Origin of the sequence: Pseudomonas extremorientalis (genome assembly GCF_024584605.1) — a bacterium.
GTDB lineage: Bacteria > Pseudomonadota > Gammaproteobacteria > Pseudomonadales > Pseudomonadaceae > Aquipseudomonas > Aquipseudomonas extremorientalis.
Genome location: NZ_CP089519.1, coordinates 2,033,308 through 2,049,384 on the forward strand (window position 1 = coordinate 2,033,308; position 16,077 = coordinate 2,049,384).

Sequence of the window (16,077 nt, forward strand, 5' to 3'; positions counted from 1 at the left end):
GGGGCAATTTGCCAGCGACTATAGCTGGCGTCGCATAGACGTTTAAAGATTAAAACGAACTTTGCTTATTCCACTTTCTTGAAAAGATGATTGCCACAGCGTGAGCAGAACGCTGCGTTTGGCTCATGGCTGTCTTTCTTGCACACCGGGCAGTCATGCTGCAATTGTTCACCGCGCATGGCACTGGCCAGTTCGGCGGTGAAAATCCCGGTGGGCACGGCGATGATCGAGTAACCGGTAATCATCACCAGGGACGAAATCACCTGGCCCAGCGGCGTCTTGGGCACGATGTCGCCAAAGCCTACGGTGGTCAGGGTCACGATGGCCCAGTAGATGCCCTTGGGAATACTGGTAAACCCGTGCTCCGGGCCTTCGATCACGTACATCAGGGTGCCGAACACCGTCACCAGGGTGCACACGCTGACCAGGAACACCACGATCTTCTGCTTGCTGCCGCGCAGCGCCGCCATCAGGTAGTTGGCCTGCTTGAGGTAGGGGCTGAGCTTGAGCACGCGGAAGATCCGCAACATGCGGATGATGCGGACGATCAGCAGGTACTGCGCGTCGCTGTAATACAACGCAAGGATACCGGGCACGATGGCCAGCAAATCCACCAACCCATAAAAGCTGAAGGCGTAGCGCAAGGGTTTGGGCGAACAGTACAGCCGCAGCCCGTACTCGATCAGGAAAATGAGGGTGAACCCCCACTCGATGTACGCCAGCACGTCGGCGTAGTTCTGGTGGATCTGGTCGATGCTGTCGAGCATCACGATCACCAGGCTGGCGAGGATGATCAGCAGCAGGATGCCATCGAAGCGCCGCCCGGCGACCGTGTCACTTTGAAAAACCATGACGTAGAGCCGTTGGCGCCAGTCGTTGTTGCTGTCCATAAAGCCCACCTGAATCGAATATCGAGCAAGCCTAGGGGGATTCGAAGGGGCTGTCCATGCGGGGTTTCTGAAGCACTCGAACACCTGCGCGTACCAGCCAGCAGGCGAGTATGAATGGCGCGGTCAACGCGGGCAGGTGCAGGGCCGCAAAGCCCGGTGTGAGGAGGATCGCCAGCAGGATGCCGAGCAACGGCAACCAGGGTTGGCGACGCATCTGGCTCAATGCCATGGCCGCCAATGCCGGGTTGTAGCTGTGCAGGCCGAGGAGGGCGCCCGCAGGTTCGTCCAGCCACAGCGCAAGCAGCACACCGACGCTGGCACCGATCAGCGCCCATCCAGCGGCGCGGCGGTTGGCCAGCCACAGACCCAGTGCAATCAGCGCGCCCGCCATCGGCTGGTCCAGCAGCATGATCTGCGCAAGCCCGGTAAAAGGCGCCGTGAGGATAGCCAAGGTGTCGGGTTCGCCCAGGGCAAACGTGTTCTGCGGCACCGTGCCCAGCAACAACCAGCCCAGGCCGACAAAAGGCGCCGTGTAAGCGGGCAAGTCATTGGGCTGGTCGGCATGTTTCAACCATTGCCGTGTCAACATCGCCGCCAGTCCGCCGCATGCCAGGATCAGCGGCGGCAACAACGCCGACCAGGCAAAGTGCTGGCTGATCAATAAACCCAGCAGCACGCCGTTGTAGCTGTAAAGGCCGGCCTGGCGTTCGGCCTTGGGATAACCGCGACGCTGGGCCGTGAGCAACCCCGCCACGCCACCCAGCAGCGCCCCGCCGAACAAGGCCGGGGCGCCGATCAGGATCGCCAGCAGGCACAGCAGGCCGCACAGCGGCTGGCGCTGCAGGAAAATCTGGCTGAAGCCGTTGAGCAGCGCTTCGGCCCAGTCGGGGCAGGATGGGTTGTGCATGGTGATTAATCAGTGGGACCGAGTTGTTCCCATCGGGGGCAAGCTCCCTCCCACACTTGATTGGGTTCACAGATTCAAATGTGGGAGGGGCTTGCCCCCGATGAGGCCCTTACAGACGCTAAATCAACGTCTCGATACGCAGCGAATTGGTCGACCCCGGCTGCCCGAACGGCACCCCCGCCGTAATCACCAACGTATCCCCACGCTCCGCCATGCCCTGTGCCTGGGCTATTTCCAGTGCCGTGGAGCACACCTCATCCACTTGGCGCAGGCGGTCATTGACCACCGAGTGCACGCCCCACGCCACGCTCAAGCGCCGCGCCGTGGACAGGTTCGGCGTAAGGTTGAGGATCGGCGCCACTGGCCGCTCCCTGGCCGCGCGCAGGCTGGAACTGCCCGACTCGCTGTAGTTCACCAGCACCGCCACCGGCAGGATGCTGCTGATGCGGCGGATCGCACAGCTGATGGCGTCCGACACCGTGGCATCCGCCTTGGGCCGGTTGACGTCGAGCTGGGTCTGGTAGTCCGGGCCATTTTCCACCTGACGGATGATCTTGCTCATCATCTGCACGGCTTCCAGCGGGTACTCGCCGGACGCCGTTTCCGCCGACAGCATCACCGCGTCCGCGCCTTCGGCCACGGCGTTGGCGACATCGGTGACTTCGGCACGGGTCGGCGCCGGCGAGAAGCGCATCGACTCCAGCATCTGCGTGGCCACCACCACCGGTTTGCCCAGTTGGCGGCAGGTACGGATGATGTCTTTCTGGATCTGCGGCACGCTCTCGGCCGGCACTTCCACGCCCAGGTCGCCCCGGGCCACCATGATGGCGTCGCTCAGTTCGGCGATTTCCCGCAGGCGCAGCACGGCCGAGGGCTTTTCGATCTTGGCCATCAGGAAGGCCTTGTCGCCGATCAGCTCGCGGGCTTCGCGGATATCCTCCGGGCGCTGCACAAACGACAGCGCCACCCAGTCCACGCCCAGTTCCAGGCCGAAGCTCAGGTCGCGCCGATCCTTGGCGGTCAGAGGGCTGAGTTCCAACAGGGCTTGTGGGACGTTCACGCCTTTGCGGTCCGACAGTTCGCCGCCATTGAGCACGGTGGTGTCGATGGCGTCAGTTTGTTTGGTGATGACCCGCAGACGCAGCTTGCCGTCATCCAGCAGCAGGTCCATGCCCGGCTCCAGCGCCGCGATGATTTCCGGGTGGGGCAGGTTGACCCGGCGCTGGTCGCCCGGCGTCGGATCCAGGTCAAGGCGCAGGGCCTGGCCGCGCACCAGTTGCACTTTGCCCTCGGCAAAACGCCCGACGCGCAGCTTCGGCCCCTGTAAATCCATGAGGATGCCCAACGGGTAATTCAGCTGGCGCTCGACCTGGCGGATCCATTGGTAGCGCTGGGCGTGGTCGGCATGATCGCCGTGGCTGAAATTGAGCCGGAAGATATTCACCCCGGCTTCCACCAGTTCGCGGATGTCATCGATACCGTCGGTGGCCGGGCCCAGGGTGGCGAGGATTTTGACCTTCTTGTCAGGCGTCATGTTGGGCAGCCTCAAGGATCAGGATGGCGCGGAAGTCGTTGACGTTGGTGCGCGTCGGCTCGGTGACGATCAACCCGTCGAGGGCGGCGAAATAGCCGTAGCCGTTGTTGTTGTCCAACTCGTCGCTGGCCGACAGGCCGAGTGCTTCGGCGCGGCGGTAACTGCAGGGGGTCATGATGGCGCCGGCGTTGTCTTCCGAGCCGTCGATACCGTCGGTGTCACCGGCCAGGGCGTATACGCCGGGCAGGCCCTTGAGGCTATCGGTGAGGCTCAGCAGGAACTCTGCGTTGCGCCCGCCACGGCCAGTGCCGCGCACGGTGACGGTGGTTTCGCCACCGGAGAGGATCACGCATGGCGCCGCCAGCGGCTGGCCGTGTTGCACGATTTGCCGGGCAATGCCGGCGTGTACCTTGGCCACGTCCCGCGCTTCGCCTTCCAGGTCGCCGAGGATCAATGGGCTGAACCCGGCCTGGCGCACTTTCACCGCCACGGCTTCGAGAGATTGCTGCGGGCGGGCGACCAATTGGAAGTGGCTGCGGGAGAGCACCGGGTCGCCGGGCTTGACGGTCTCCGAGGCCGGGTCCTGCAACCAATTGCGCACCGAGGCGGGAACGTCGATGTGGTAGCGCTTGAGGATCGCCAGGGCCTGTTGCGAGGTGCTCGGGTCGCCCACCGTGGGCCCGGAGGCAATCACCGTGGCCTGATCACCGGGTACGTCGGAAATCGCATAGGTGTAGACCGTCGCCGGCCATGCGGCTTTCGCCAGGCGGCCGCCCTTGATTGCGGAGAGGTGCTTGCGCACGCAATTCATCTCGCCGATGGTCGCGCCGGATTTGAGCAGGGCTTTGTTGATGGCCTGTTTGTCGGCCAGGGTGATGCCTTCGGCGGGCAGTGCCAGCAAGGCGGAACCGCCACCGGACAGCAGGAAGATCACGCGGTCGTCTTCACCGAGGTTACCGATCAATGCCAGAACGCGCTTGGCCACCGCGAGGCCCGCCGCATCGGGCACCGGGTGCGCGGCTTCGACCACTTCGATTTTTTTGCAGGGTGCGCCGTGGCCGTAACGGGTGACCACCAGGCCGCTGACGTCGCCCTGCCAGCAGTTCTCCACGACCAGCGCCATGGCGGCGGCCGCCTTGCCGGCGCCGATCACGATCACACGGCCGCTGCGGTCGGCGGGCAGGCAGGGTTCAAGGACTTGCCGGGGGTGGGCGGCGTCGATGGCTGTGGCAAACAGCGCGCGAAGCAGGTGTTGCGGATCGACCGACATAAGCGGGCTCCCGGGGATTTTTGTTATTAGAGGTGCGTCAATTTCAGGCTTGGAATGGGGTCAAATGGTGGGAGGGGCGGTGCGACGATTCGACTTGCCCCCGATGGCATTCTTTCATTCAACATTTTTGTCGGTTGATACACCGCTATCGGGGGCAAGTCGAATCGTCGCACCGCCCCTCCCACATTTGACTGCAGCTCATCAGGGGTTATTTATCGCGAATCGAGAAGTTCGCCATATGCTCCAGGCCCTTGATCAGCGCCGAATGGTCCCAGTTGCCGCCGCCAATCGCGGCGCAAGTGCTGAACACCTGTTGCGTACCGGCGGTGTTCGGCAGGTTGATGCCCAGCTCCTTGGCCCCGGCCAGTGCCAGGTTGAGGTCTTTCTGGTGCAGGTTGATACGGAAGCCCGGATCAAAGGTGCCCTTGATCATGCGTTCGCCATGCACTTCGAGGATTTTCGACGAGGCAAAGCCGCCCATCAGGGCTTCACGCACCTTGGCCGGGTCGGCACCGTTCCTGGACGCGAATAACAATGCTTCGGCCACCGCCTGGATATTCAGCGCCACGATGATCTGGTTGGCGACCTTGGCGGTCTGGCCATCGCCATTGCCGCCCACCAACGTGATGTTCTTGCCCATGGCCTGGAACAGCGGCAAGGCGCGTTCGAAGGTCTGCGGCTCGCCACCTATCATGATGCTCAGGGTGCCGGCCTTGGCGCCGACTTCGCCACCGGACACGGGCGCGTCCAGGTACTGCGCGCCGGTCTCGTTGATCTTCGCGGCGAATGCCTTGGTGGCAGTGGGGGAGATCGAACTCATGTCGATCACCACCTTGTTCGGCGACAGGCCTGCGGCGACGCCGTCCTTGCGGAACAGCACGTCATCCACCTGGGGTGTATCCGGCACCATCACGATGATGTACTCGGCTTCCTGCGCCACCTGCTGCGGGTTGGCCAGGGCCACGGCGCCAGCGTCGATCAGCGCTTGCGGGGCCTTGCCGTGGTGCTCGGAGAGGAACAGTTGGTGGCCTGCTTTCTGCAGGTTCGCGGCCATGGGTTGGCCCATGATGCCGGTGCCGATGAATCCGATTTTAGCCATGAAAGAATCCTCTTTTTATTAGATGGCGTTATGGGTCTTCAACCAACCCAAACCCGCTTCGGTGGTGGTCAACGGCTTGTATTCACAGCCGACCCAACCCGTGTAGCCGATGCGGTCCAGATGCTCGAACAGGAAGCGGTAGTTGATCTCACCGGTGCCCGGCTCGTTACGCCCCGGGTTGTCCGCCAACTGGATATGATTGATCTCGCCCAGGTGCGCGGCCATGGTGCGGGCCAGGTCGCCTTCCATGATTTGCATGTGGTAGATGTCGTACTGCAGGAACAGGTTGTCGCTGCCGACCTGTTCGCGAATCGACAGGGCCTGCGCCGTGTTGTTCAGGTAGAAGCCAGGGATGTCGCGGGTATTGATCGCTTCCATCACCAGCTTGATGCCCACCGCTTGCAGTTTTTCAGCGGCGTACTTGAGGTTGGCGACGAAGGTTTTTTCCAGGGTTTCGTCATCAACGCCGTGTGGGCGGATGCCCGCCAGGCAGTTGATCTGGGTGTTGCCCAGCACCTGGGCGTAGGCGATGGCCAGCTTGACCCCGGCGCGGAACTCTTCGACGCGGTCCGGGTGACACGCCAGGCCGCGTTCACCCTTGGCCCAGTCACCGGCCGGCAGGTTGAACAGCACCTGGGTCAGGCCGTTGGCGTCGAGCTGCGCCTTGATTTCAGCGGAACTGAATTCATACGGGAACAGGTATTCGACCCCTTGGAAACCGGCATCGGCAGCCGCTTTGAAGCGGGCAAGGAAGTCCTGTTCGGTAAACAGCATGGACAGGTTGGCGGCGAAACGCGGCATAGGGTTCTCCTTAATCGAGCAGGGAAATGGCAGTCGGCGCATCATTGCCGACCAGCGCCAGATCTTCGAATTCATTGACGGCGTTGATCTCGGTGCCCATGGAAATATTGGTCACGCGCTCCAGAATAATCTCAACGATCACCGGCACCTTGAATTCTTCGATCATTGCCTCGGCGCGGCGCAGTGCCGGCGCGATCTGGCCTGGCTCGAACACGCGCAGGGCCTTGCAACCCAGGCCTTCGGCGACGGCCACGTGGTCTACGCCATAACCGTTGAGTTCCGGGGCGTTGAGATTGTCGAAGGACAGCTGCACGCAGTAGTCCATTTCAAACCCGCGCTGGGCCTGGCGGATCAAGCCCAGGTAGGAGTTGTTCACCACCACGTGGATATACGGCAGCTTGAACTGCGCGCCCACGGCCAGTTCTTCGATCATGAACTGGAAGTCGTAGTCGCCGGACAGCGCCACCACCTTGCGGCTCGGGTCGGCCTTGACCACACCGAGGGCGGCGGGGATGGTCCAGCCCAATGGGCCGGCCTGGCCGCAGTTGATCCAGTGGCGTGGCTTGTACACGTGCAGGAACTGCGCGCCGGCAATCTGCGACAGGCCGATGGTGCTGACGTAGCAAGTGTCTTTGCCGAACACCTGGTTCATTTCTTCATACACACGCTGTGGCTTGACCGGTACGTTGTCGAAGTGCGTCTTGCGGTGCAGGGTGGCCTTGCGCTGCTGGCAGTCGTGCAGCCAGGCACTGCGATCCTTGAGTTTGCCGGCAGCTTTCCACTCGCGGGCCACTTCAATGAACATCGTCAGGGCGGAGCCCGCGTCGGAGACGATGCCCAGGTCCGGGGTGAAGACGCGGCCAATCTGCGTGGGCTCGATGTCGACGTGAATGAAGGTGCGGCCCTCGGTGTACACCTCGACCGAACCGGTGTGACGGTTGGCCCAGCGGTTACCGATGCCCAGCACCACGTCTGACTTGAGCATCGTCGCGTTGCCATACCGGTGGGAGGTTTGCAGGCCGACCATGCCGACCATCTGCGGATGATCGTCAGGGATGGTGCCCCAGCCCATCAGGGTCGGGATCACTGGGATGCCGGTCAACTCAGCGAATTCCACCAGCAGCTCGCTGGCGTCGGCGTTGATCACGCCACCGCCACTCACCAGCAGCGGGCGCTCGGCCTGGTCCAGCAGGGCCAGGGCTTTTTCCACCTGCACGCGGGTGGCCAAAGGCTTGGCCAGGGGCAGCGGCTGGTAGGCGTCGATGTCGAATTCGATCTCGGCCATCTGCACGTCGAAGGGCAGGTCGATCAGCACCGGGCCGGGGCGACCGGAGCGCATTTCATAGAAGGCTTTCTGGAAGGCATACGGCACTTGGCCGGGCTCCAGGACAGTGGTTGCCCACTTGGTCACTGGCTTGACGATGCTGGTGATGTCCACGGCCTGGAAATCTTCCTTATGCATGCGGGCGCGGGGCGCTTGCCCGGTGATGCACAGGATCGGGATGGAATCGGCCGAGGCGCTGTAAAGACCAGTGACCATGTCGGTGCCCGCCGGGCCCGACGTGCCGATGCACACGCCGATGTTGCCGGCCTTGGTGCGGGTGTAGCCCTCGGCCATGTGGGAGGCGCCTTCAACGTGGCGAGCAAGGACGTGATCGATGCCACCCACCTTCTGCAAGGCCGAATACAGCGGGTTGATCGCGGCGCCTGGGATACCGAAGGCGGTGTCTACGCCTTCACGGCGCATGACAAGGACGGCGGCTTCGATTGCTCTCATTTTGCTCATGATTTTGGTGCCTCTTGCGTTTTGTAATTGTATACAAGTGGTTTCTATACAAAGTGTATTCACGGCGAGCTGCGCAGGTCAATGCATTTTATAAACTGGCCTTTGCGCTCATCTGAACGGCTTTTTTCGACGTATGGAGCCTTTGTGTGAAAATATTGTATACAAAAATAAAAGTCATTGTGTTCTATTTGTTGAATGGAGCATCTGATCATTCAGGCCTGCACCGCTTTCCCAATAACAAAAGAAGGACGGCACCATGAGCGCTTTAACCTTGAAAATTGCCACCCAGCTGGCCAGTCAGGCCCTCACCGCAGGGCGCACGATTTCTGCTGCGCCGCTGACCATCGCGGTGCTCGACAGCGGTGGTCATCTGGTCATGCTGCAACGGGAGGACGGCGCGAGCTTGCTGCGCCCGCAGATCGCCATTGGCAAGGCCTGGGGTGCGATTGCCCTGGGCAAAGGGTCACGCCTGCTGGCGCTGGACGCGCAGCAACGCCCGGCCTTTATCGCCGCATTGAACAGCCTGGGGCAGGGCAGTGTGGTGCCAGCGCCGGGTGGGGTGTTGATTCGAAGTCAGGAAGGTGTGGTGCTGGGCGCGATCGGGATCAGCGGGGATACGTCGGATATTGATGAGCAGTGTGCGATCACGGCGATCGAGGGGGTGGGGTTGATGGCGGATGCCGGGGTGTCAGCTTGATTTTGTGTTGACTTGCCCCCGATTGGCACACACACCACGGTGTGTCAGTCCGGCTCACAGCCCTTGAGCACCAACCGGATAATGGTCTGCGCCGCCGCCTCGTAATCCGCTTCATCCAACTTGGCCTTGCCGGTCACTGCCGAGATCTGCCAGTCGAAATCCGCGTAGGTCTGTGTGGCCGCCCAGATGCTGAACATCAAGTGATTGGGGTCAATCGCCGCGATCAGGCCACGATCCACCCAATCCTGGATGCATGTAATGTTGTGCTTGGCCTGGGCGTTCAACTGCTCGATCTGATCAGCGCTCAGGTGCGGCGCGCCGTGCATGATTTCGCTGGCGAACACCTTGGAGGCAAACGGCAGGTCACGGGAAATGCGGATTTTCGAGCGGATGTAGTTGCTCAAGACTTCCTTGGGGTCGCCCTGCGGATTGAACGGCGTGGAGGCGGCCAGGATCGGCTCGATGATGCTTTCGAGCACCTCGCGGTAGAGGTTGTCCTTGGACTTGAAGTAGTAGTAGACGTTGGGCTTGGGCAGCCCGGCCTTGGCGGCGATGTCGCTGGTTTTGGTCGCGGCGAAGCCCTTGTCGGCGAACTCCTCGCTCGCCGCCCGCAGGATCTTTTCTTTGTTGCGCTCGCGAATGGTGCTCATAAACCTGGAGTTTCCTTGCCAAGACTGGCGGTTGCGCATGGTAGCACCGGCTATCCGCGCGCCTCAACAATCTGCCCGTTGGGCCTTTTGCCGCGTTATGCTCGCGCCATCTCACTCTTACGGAAGCCCGATTCATGGCAGGAAGCAGCTTGTTGGTGTTGATCGACGATATCGCCGCGGTACTCGATGACGTTGCCCTGATGACCAAGATGGCGGCGAAGAAGACCGCCGGGGTGCTGGGCGATGACCTCGCGCTCAATGCCCAACAGGTCTCCGGCGTGCGCGCCGAACGGGAAATTCCCGTGGTGTGGGCGGTGGCCAAGGGCTCCTTCGTCAACAAGTTGATCCTGGTGCCCGCAGCGCTGTTGATCAGTGCGTTCGCGCCGTGGGCGGTGACGCCCTTATTGATGCTCGGCGGTGCCTACCTGTGTTTCGAAGGTTTCGAGAAACTCGCGCACAAGTTTCTCCACAGCAAGGACCAGGACCAGGCTGAACATGCGCAGTTGGTCGAGGCTGTGGTCGATCCGGCAACCGACCTGGTGGCCTTCGAAAAGGACAAGATCAAGGGCGCCATTCGTACCGACTTCATCCTTTCCGCCGAAATCATCGCCATCACCCTCGGCACTGTGGCCGATGCGCCACTGATGCAGCAGGTCATCGTGCTGTCCGGCATCGCCATTGTCATGACGGTGGGCGTCTACGGACTGGTGGCCGGTATCGTCAAGCTGGATGACCTGGGCCTGTGGCTCACCCAGAAGCCCGGCCAGGTGGCGCGCAGTATCGGCGGCGGCATCCTGCGGGCAGCACCGTACATGATGAAGAGCCTGTCGGTGATCGGTACGGCGGCGATGTTCCTGGTCGGCGGTGGAATCCTTACCCATGGCGTGCCGGTGGTGCATCACTGGATCGAAACGGTCAGCCAGGGCGTGGGCGGGGTGGCGTGGTTGGTGCCGGTGGTGCTGAACGGCATTGTGGGGATTGTTGCGGGGGCGGTGGTGCTGGCGGTGGTCAGCGCAGTGGGCAAGCTCTGGAACGCCGCGAGGGCTTGATCCGTTGGCAATAAAAAGGCCATTCAATCGAATGGCCTTCTAAGAAGTGTTTGCTCTACCGTCTGTAAATTATGCTTCGCGACGTGTTATCGCCGGTTAACGATATCGCCCGACAATGCTTCTTCTCCCCTTTCGCAATAATCCAATAAACGCATGAATTCCGAATCTGCGTGTACGGTGTTGGAAATGTGACGAGCTTCTAACGTTGGGCGATCGCGCATAACGCCATCGATTTTATTGTTGTTTTCCGGCGAGTAAGCGCCGCCCAGCCTGTCGATACGTTCAAGCACGTTCAATGCCTTGATCGCAAAGATTAGTTGCTGAAGCGGACTTAAAGATTTGTCGTTCCAATGGCCACCCAGTTGTTTATAAAATTTATTAAGGTCCAGAAATTGAGCCCCGTCTGGTTTTCCCCTTTTGTCTAGAGTTGAAAAGAGAGGGTCTTCAAGGACCTGTTTAAGGATGCGAGAATAACGTATGTCTCGGTCATGACCGGAAACAGGGGCGGGATGAACTGAGGTTGTTGAAGGCGTTGCTGCAGGCAGGGAGGTGAAATAGGGTGTACTGTAGCCATTTTTAATAGGGATCATAAGTAAACAACTCCATTTGATTAAGTATAGTTTCTGTTTTTCTGGCGAGGCAGGAAAATGTATCGGTTGCGCAGTCTTAGTGCGTCGTATGGCTGGGCGGTTCCATGAAAACGGTACGGCGCGAGGCGAGGTTTTTACTGGTTATGTTGAAAATCTTTGGCAATAAAAAAGGGCTGCCCGAATAACCGGGTAGCCCTGTATTTGCTGAATTTATATTATTCGGCTATTTGTAACTTTCGAGACTCAGTATAGATATACCGCACTTTCTCATATTCAAACGGCGAGTTCATCTGCCCGTACCGGAAGCTGGTCTGATAGCGCTTGTCCACCGCACGCAACGCCCAGATTTCCGGGTGATTGGAGCTGACTTCCGACACGTTGAGGAAGTTGATCTGGGTTTCCGCGCCGTAGTCGACAATCAGGCCAGTGGTGTCGCGCAGGTTGGATGGACCGAAGATCGGCAGCACCAGGTACGCACCGCCAGGCACGCCGTAGAAGCCCAGGGTCTGGCCGAAGTCTTCGCTCTGGCGCGGCAGGCCCATGGCGGTGGCCGGGTCCCACAGGCCGGCGATACCGAGGGTGGTGTTGACCAGCAGGCGCCCGGTGGTTTCCAGGGAGCGGTGGCCTTTGAGTTGCAACAGGCTGTTCAACAGGTTGGGCACGTCGCCCAGGTTATTGAAGAAGTTACTCACGCCGGTGCGCAGGAAGCTGGGGGTCACATAGGTGTAGCCGTTGACCACCGGCAGGAACACCCATTGGTCGAAGCGGTAGTTGAAGTGGTACACGCGGCGGTTCCACGACTCCAGCGGGTCATACACGTTGAGTGCGGTGAGCGACGAGCGCTCGAACTCCCTCTGGTCCAGGCCTGGGTTGAACTTGAGCTTGCTCAGCGGTTCCTTGAAGCCGTCGGCATCCATATTGACCGGCTCATGGGCCTTGCTGTTGTCGGCATTGGCCACGCCTGCGCACATCAAGGCGGCAAGCAGCAGAAGATATTTAGCCACGGAAGAACTCCAGCATGGCGTCGGCGTTGACGCGGTAATTGAGGTTGCCGCAGTGGCCGCCCAGCGGGTAGACGGTCAAGCGATCGCCGAAGGTTTTACGCAGGAAACCGAGGTCGCCAGGGCCGAGGATCACATCGTCCGCGTTATGCATGACGGCGATTTTCGGGCTGTTGTGCAGGTAGTCCTTGAGGGCGTACAGGCTGACCTGGTCGACCAGTTGCAACAGGCTGCCGCCATCGGAGCGCGCGCGCCACATCGGGATCACTTGTTCGGTGAGGTAGCAATCGAAGTCGCATTGCAACGCACGCTTGAGAAACGGCGTAAGGCTGGTGCCTTCGGTGATCGGGTACTTCGGCGGGATGATCAGGCCACGGCGGTTGATCAGGTCCGAAGTAAAGGCGATGTCGGCCGCTGAAAAACGGAACGAGGTGCCGATCAGCATGGCCATCTGTTCGTTGGTCAAGTGCTGCTTGGACTGCTGGAAGTCGTACAGCAGGGCGTCGTTAAGGTCGATGTAGCCCTTTTGCTGAAAGTAACGGGTCAGCTTGTTCAGCACCAGCTCATAGAAGGTGGTGGTGTTGTTGATGCCCTTGACCTCGGTCTGTACCAGCTTGTCGAGGTTGGTGATCGAGGTGTAGAGGTTGACCGGCGGGTTCAACAGCAAGACTTTCTTGAAGTTGAAGCTGCGACGGGTCTCGTCGAGCTTGGCCACAAACGCCGCATCCAGGCCGCCCAGGCTGTAGCCGGTGAGGTAGAAGTCGGTGACCGGCAATGAGGCGTTCTGCGCGCGCACGGCTTGCATCACGCGGTACATATCTTCCGCGTCTTCCTGGGTGATCCCCGGGGTGGCGAAGCGCGAGGCGGCGCTGATGAAGTCGAAGCTGGTGGGCGACGACAGTTGCACCACATGGTAGCCGGCCTGGTAATACAGTTTTTTCAGGTATTCGTTGAGGCTGCTGTCAAACCGCGCGCCGGTGCCGGCGATCAGGAAGATCAGCGGCGCCGCTCGGTCCTGCTTGGCGATGCGGTAGGTGAGTTTCTTCACCGCCCAGAAGTTGTCCGGCAGGCTGAACTCGCGCTCGGGGCGCATGTTCAGGGTGTAGTCGGATTGGTTGATCTCGTCATCGCTCGGCAACGTTGGCCGAAGATCGGGCGGCGTGGTGGCGATGGTCGCTTCAAACGGGTTGGTCAAAGGGTAGCCATAGCTGGCCTGGTCAATATCGACGGCCAGTGCTGACGCACTCAGAAATAGGCTGCCCAGCAGGGCAGCACAGCGCAAGGAACGGAGCATGACTTAATCCCTAGGAGGAAACGTGCTTAATGAAGTTCGCAGGCTATGACCACCGCGTCGTCGCCGAAGTGCCAGCACTCGGCACGAAAAGTCGGTAAATAACGTCGGAATCGGGGTAATAGTAGCGAGAAGATACACTTTGCCGCGCTTTGATGAATACTAATTGTGTGTATGCGCCTTGCTAACGGCTGTCGGAGCATTAAGCTGAGCGCCGTTTTTGCCTATCGGAGTGGCCCATGTCCCGTCGTTTACCGTTGATTTTGCTGCTTATTGCCCTGCCGCTATGGTTGGCTGCCAGTTACGGTGCGCGCTATGGCTTTATGGAGGACGGCCAGTGGGTGGGCATCTGCGCGGATGAAGCCAGCCGCTGGGAATGCCAATTGCGTTCGAACCTGGGCCTGATGATCCACTTCAAGGTGCTGGGCTGGACCGCGCTGATCACGTCGGTGCTGGCGTTTTTTGTGCCTGGCCGCGTGGGTTGGGGGTTGGCGGTGCTGGGGGTGGCGTTCGGGTTGCCGGCATTGGCGTTGTACAACACCACGTTTGCGGTGTTTGCGGTGGTGATTGCGGGGTTGCGGTTGGTCAGGAAGCCCCGCGTTGCCTGATAGGGCCTCATCGGGGGCAAGCCCCCTCCCACATTGGTAATGCATTCACCTGTGGGAGGGGGCTTGCCCCCGATAGCGGTTTTAGACCTTGCGCACCCGCAAGCAGCGCCACAAGGCTGCCGTCATGAGCAGGCTCACTACCGCCCAACCCCAAGCCTGCTGGTTCAACAACCCTTCACGGTACAACTGCGGCGCAATACCCGCACCGATGATGAAGGCCAGCAAGGCAATCTCCCGGCGCGGTCCGGTCACCGGACGCACCAGGTACACCAGGGCTGGCAACACCAGCGCTGCGCTCGGGAAGCTGCGGTAGCGCGGGTCAAACACCAACGCCAGCATCATCACCGCCCCCGCAAAACCGGCAGTCGCCACCAGCCAGCCCGCGCGCTGCTCCAGCCAGTTGAATGCGCGTGCGCGCCAATCTTGCCGTGCGCTCAAGGCCAGGGCGGCATGGGCCAGCACCAGCAGGTTCAACACCACCAGCAAGCCTGCCCACACCCATTCATCGTTGAACCGCGCGGTGACGCGGGTCAGCTCGGCCCAAGTGCCGATGGAGCAGGCTGCCACGGCGCCCAGCAACGGCAGGGCGATCGCGGTGCGCGTGCTGCGCACACGGCCACCCAGAACCAGGGTGCCCAGCAGGATGATCCCGCCCACGCCGAGCCATAGCGGCCAGTACGGCACATTGGTAACCGGCCCGGCGAGGATACCCTTGTCCTGCCGATTGGCATCGAACAGGCCCCAATAACCACCGACGGCACCTTCACTCCCACGCTTCCACGGCTGGTCAAAGGCCTCGATCAGGTTGTAGCGCCAGCCATTCGCCTCGGCCATGGCCACGAAACCCCGCATGAACCTGGCTTCGTTGACCCGGCTCGGCACGGCGGTTTCGCGCTGGCGACCTTCGCTGGGCCAGCCGGTTTCACCGATCAGGATGTCCTTGGGCGCGAATTTGTTGCCGAAGGTCTGGCGCACATCGCCCACGTGCTTGAGCGCCTGGTCGATGCCGGAAGGGTCATCTTCCCAGTAGGGCAGCAGGTGTATCGTCAGGAAGTCCACCGCCGGCGCGATTTCCGGGTGTTGCAGCCAGAATTCCCACACATCCGCATAGGTCACCGGCTGCTTGATCCGGCTTTTGACGGTCTGGATCAGCGTCACCAACTGCTTGGCGGTGACTTCTTTACGCAGCAGCGCTTCGTTGCCGACGATCACCGAGGTCACTACGTCAGGGTTGGCGTTTGCTGCCGTGATCAATGTTTCGATTTCTTTCTCGGTCGCCACTGGGTCGCTGCTGACCCAGGCGCCGGCCATTACCTTCAGCCCATGTTCGCGTGCCATGCTTGGCAACGCTTCCAGGCCGACCATTGTGTAGGTGCGCACGCACTCAAAGCGGGTGGCCAGCAGGGCCAGGTCGGCGTCCATGCGGTCCGGCCGCAGTCTGAACGGCTGATCAAACGGAGATTGGTCTTTATCGAACGGCGTGTAGGACGCGCACTGCATCTTGTGTGTGGCGCTGGCGACATCGGGCAGCACTACGGAGCGGCCGAGGCCATACCAATAGCCGATCAGGGCCAGCAGGCCGAGGAGCAGGGCGCAGAAATAGGGCAGGGCAGGGAAGCGGGCAGTCGCAGGCATGGTCGGCTTATCTGGAGAGCAAAGTCGCGCATCTTACCCGGATTTAGGCCGTCCCAGTGGGGCCGCATAATTTTGACATGCAAAGTTCGGGCGGGATTTTGGCGTCAAGTCCTACAAAACGCCCTGCTGGCTATGTGATGTCGTTTCTTGCTTGTATGAGGTCGCTGACAGAGCAGGTCGAAGGGCGCGGCAGGTTGATGATCGAACTGTCAGCACTCCACTGATGCCGCAGACACCGGATCGATGCGCGTGACGGGGGCGCGGTGCAC

At 60.9% G+C, this 16,077-nt stretch carries 15 protein-coding genes; 3 read left to right on the forward strand and 12 right to left on the reverse strand.

The genetic code is table 11. The features are described from left to right. Positions 1-65 precede the first annotated feature (65 nt). From LUU92_RS09210 to gcl, 7 genes are all read right to left on the reverse strand, one after another. Positions 66-890 (reverse strand): ion transporter, encoded by an 825-nt coding sequence (locus LUU92_RS09210; RefSeq protein ID WP_222541324.1) that lies wholly within the window; start codon positions 888-890, stop codon positions 66-68. Positions 891-921: 31 nt separating this feature from the next. Continuing rightward, positions 922-1,797 (reverse strand): urea transporter, encoded by an 876-nt coding sequence (locus tag LUU92_RS09215; protein WP_071488475.1) that lies wholly within the window; start codon positions 1,795-1,797, stop codon positions 922-924. Between the two features lie 118 nt (positions 1,798-1,915). Further along, entirely contained in the window at positions 1,916-3,331 is a 1,416-nt protein-coding gene (gene pyk / locus LUU92_RS09220) for a pyruvate kinase (RefSeq protein ID WP_222541325.1), read from the reverse strand. Further along, complete coding sequence (locus tag LUU92_RS09225) at positions 3,321-4,601, reverse strand: glycerate kinase type-2 family protein (protein ID WP_071488473.1); 1,281 nt, start codon at positions 4,599-4,601, stop codon at positions 3,321-3,323. Before LUU92_RS09225 ends, pyk begins: the two co-directional genes overlap by 11 nt. 208 nt (positions 4,602-4,809) lie before the next feature. After that, complete coding sequence (locus LUU92_RS09230; RefSeq protein ID WP_257103496.1) at positions 4,810-5,700, reverse strand: 2-hydroxy-3-oxopropionate reductase; 891 nt, start codon at positions 5,698-5,700, stop codon at positions 4,810-4,812. Between the two features lie 18 nt (positions 5,701-5,718). Continuing rightward, positions 5,719-6,501: a hydroxypyruvate isomerase gene (hyi, locus tag LUU92_RS09235; RefSeq protein ID WP_071488471.1), complete on the reverse strand. Its 783-nt coding sequence runs from the start codon at positions 6,499-6,501 to the stop codon at positions 5,719-5,721. Positions 6,502-6,511: 10 nt separating this feature from the next. Beyond that, entirely contained in the window at positions 6,512-8,287 is a 1,776-nt protein-coding gene (gene gcl / locus LUU92_RS09240; RefSeq protein ID WP_071488470.1) for a glyoxylate carboligase, read from the reverse strand. Between the two features lie 256 nt (positions 8,288-8,543). On the opposite strand from gcl, the gene LUU92_RS09245 reads away from it, so the two are divergent. Beyond that, positions 8,544-8,984 carry a GlcG/HbpS family heme-binding protein gene (locus LUU92_RS09245; RefSeq protein WP_222541327.1) on the forward strand — a complete coding sequence of 147 codons (441 nt, stop codon included), beginning with the start codon at positions 8,544-8,546 and terminating at the stop codon, positions 8,982-8,984. A 44-nt stretch (positions 8,985-9,028) separates the two neighbouring features. Here the strand turns inward: LUU92_RS09245 and LUU92_RS09250 are convergent, their stop codons facing one another. Beyond that, positions 9,029-9,634, reverse strand: coding sequence for a TetR/AcrR family transcriptional regulator (locus LUU92_RS09250; RefSeq protein ID WP_222541328.1), 606 nt, complete (start codon positions 9,632-9,634; stop codon positions 9,029-9,031). A gap of 134 nt (positions 9,635-9,768) precedes the next feature. Between LUU92_RS09250 and LUU92_RS09255 the strand changes: the two genes are divergently transcribed. Further along, positions 9,769-10,683 carry a DUF808 domain-containing protein gene (locus tag LUU92_RS09255; RefSeq protein ID WP_257103497.1) on the forward strand — a complete coding sequence of 305 codons (915 nt, stop codon included), beginning with the start codon at positions 9,769-9,771 and terminating at the stop codon, positions 10,681-10,683. 86 nt (positions 10,684-10,769) lie between these two features. On the opposite strand, the gene LUU92_RS09260 is transcribed toward LUU92_RS09255, so the two are convergent. The 3 genes from LUU92_RS09260 to mlaY form a co-directional block, all read right to left on the reverse strand. Further along, entirely contained in the window at positions 10,770-11,273 is a 504-nt protein-coding gene (locus LUU92_RS09260; protein WP_257103498.1) for a hypothetical protein, read from the reverse strand. Positions 11,274-11,488: 215 nt separating this feature from the next. After that, positions 11,489-12,277 (reverse strand): MlaA family lipoprotein, encoded by a 789-nt coding sequence (locus LUU92_RS09265; RefSeq protein ID WP_071488467.1) that lies wholly within the window; start codon positions 12,275-12,277, stop codon positions 11,489-11,491. Then, positions 12,270-13,568 carry a lipid asymmetry maintenance lipase MlaY gene (mlaY, locus tag LUU92_RS09270; RefSeq protein ID WP_222541331.1) on the reverse strand — a complete coding sequence of 433 codons (1,299 nt, stop codon included), beginning with the start codon at positions 13,566-13,568 and terminating at the stop codon, positions 12,270-12,272. The genes LUU92_RS09265 and mlaY overlap by 8 nt, the downstream gene beginning before the upstream one ends. 236 nt (positions 13,569-13,804) lie before the next feature. On the opposite strand from mlaY, the gene LUU92_RS09275 reads away from it, so the two are divergent. Then, a complete protein-coding gene (locus tag LUU92_RS09275; protein ID WP_071488465.1) occupies positions 13,805-14,173 on the forward strand; it encodes a hypothetical protein in 369 nt (122 codons plus the stop codon). Between the two features lie 81 nt (positions 14,174-14,254). Here LUU92_RS09275 and LUU92_RS09280 read toward each other — a convergent pair whose 3' ends face one another. Next, positions 14,255-15,808 carry a glycoside hydrolase family 17 protein gene (locus LUU92_RS09280; protein ID WP_257103499.1) on the reverse strand — a complete coding sequence of 518 codons (1,554 nt, stop codon included), beginning with the start codon at positions 15,806-15,808 and terminating at the stop codon, positions 14,255-14,257. Between the last annotated feature and the right edge of the window lie 269 nt (positions 15,809-16,077).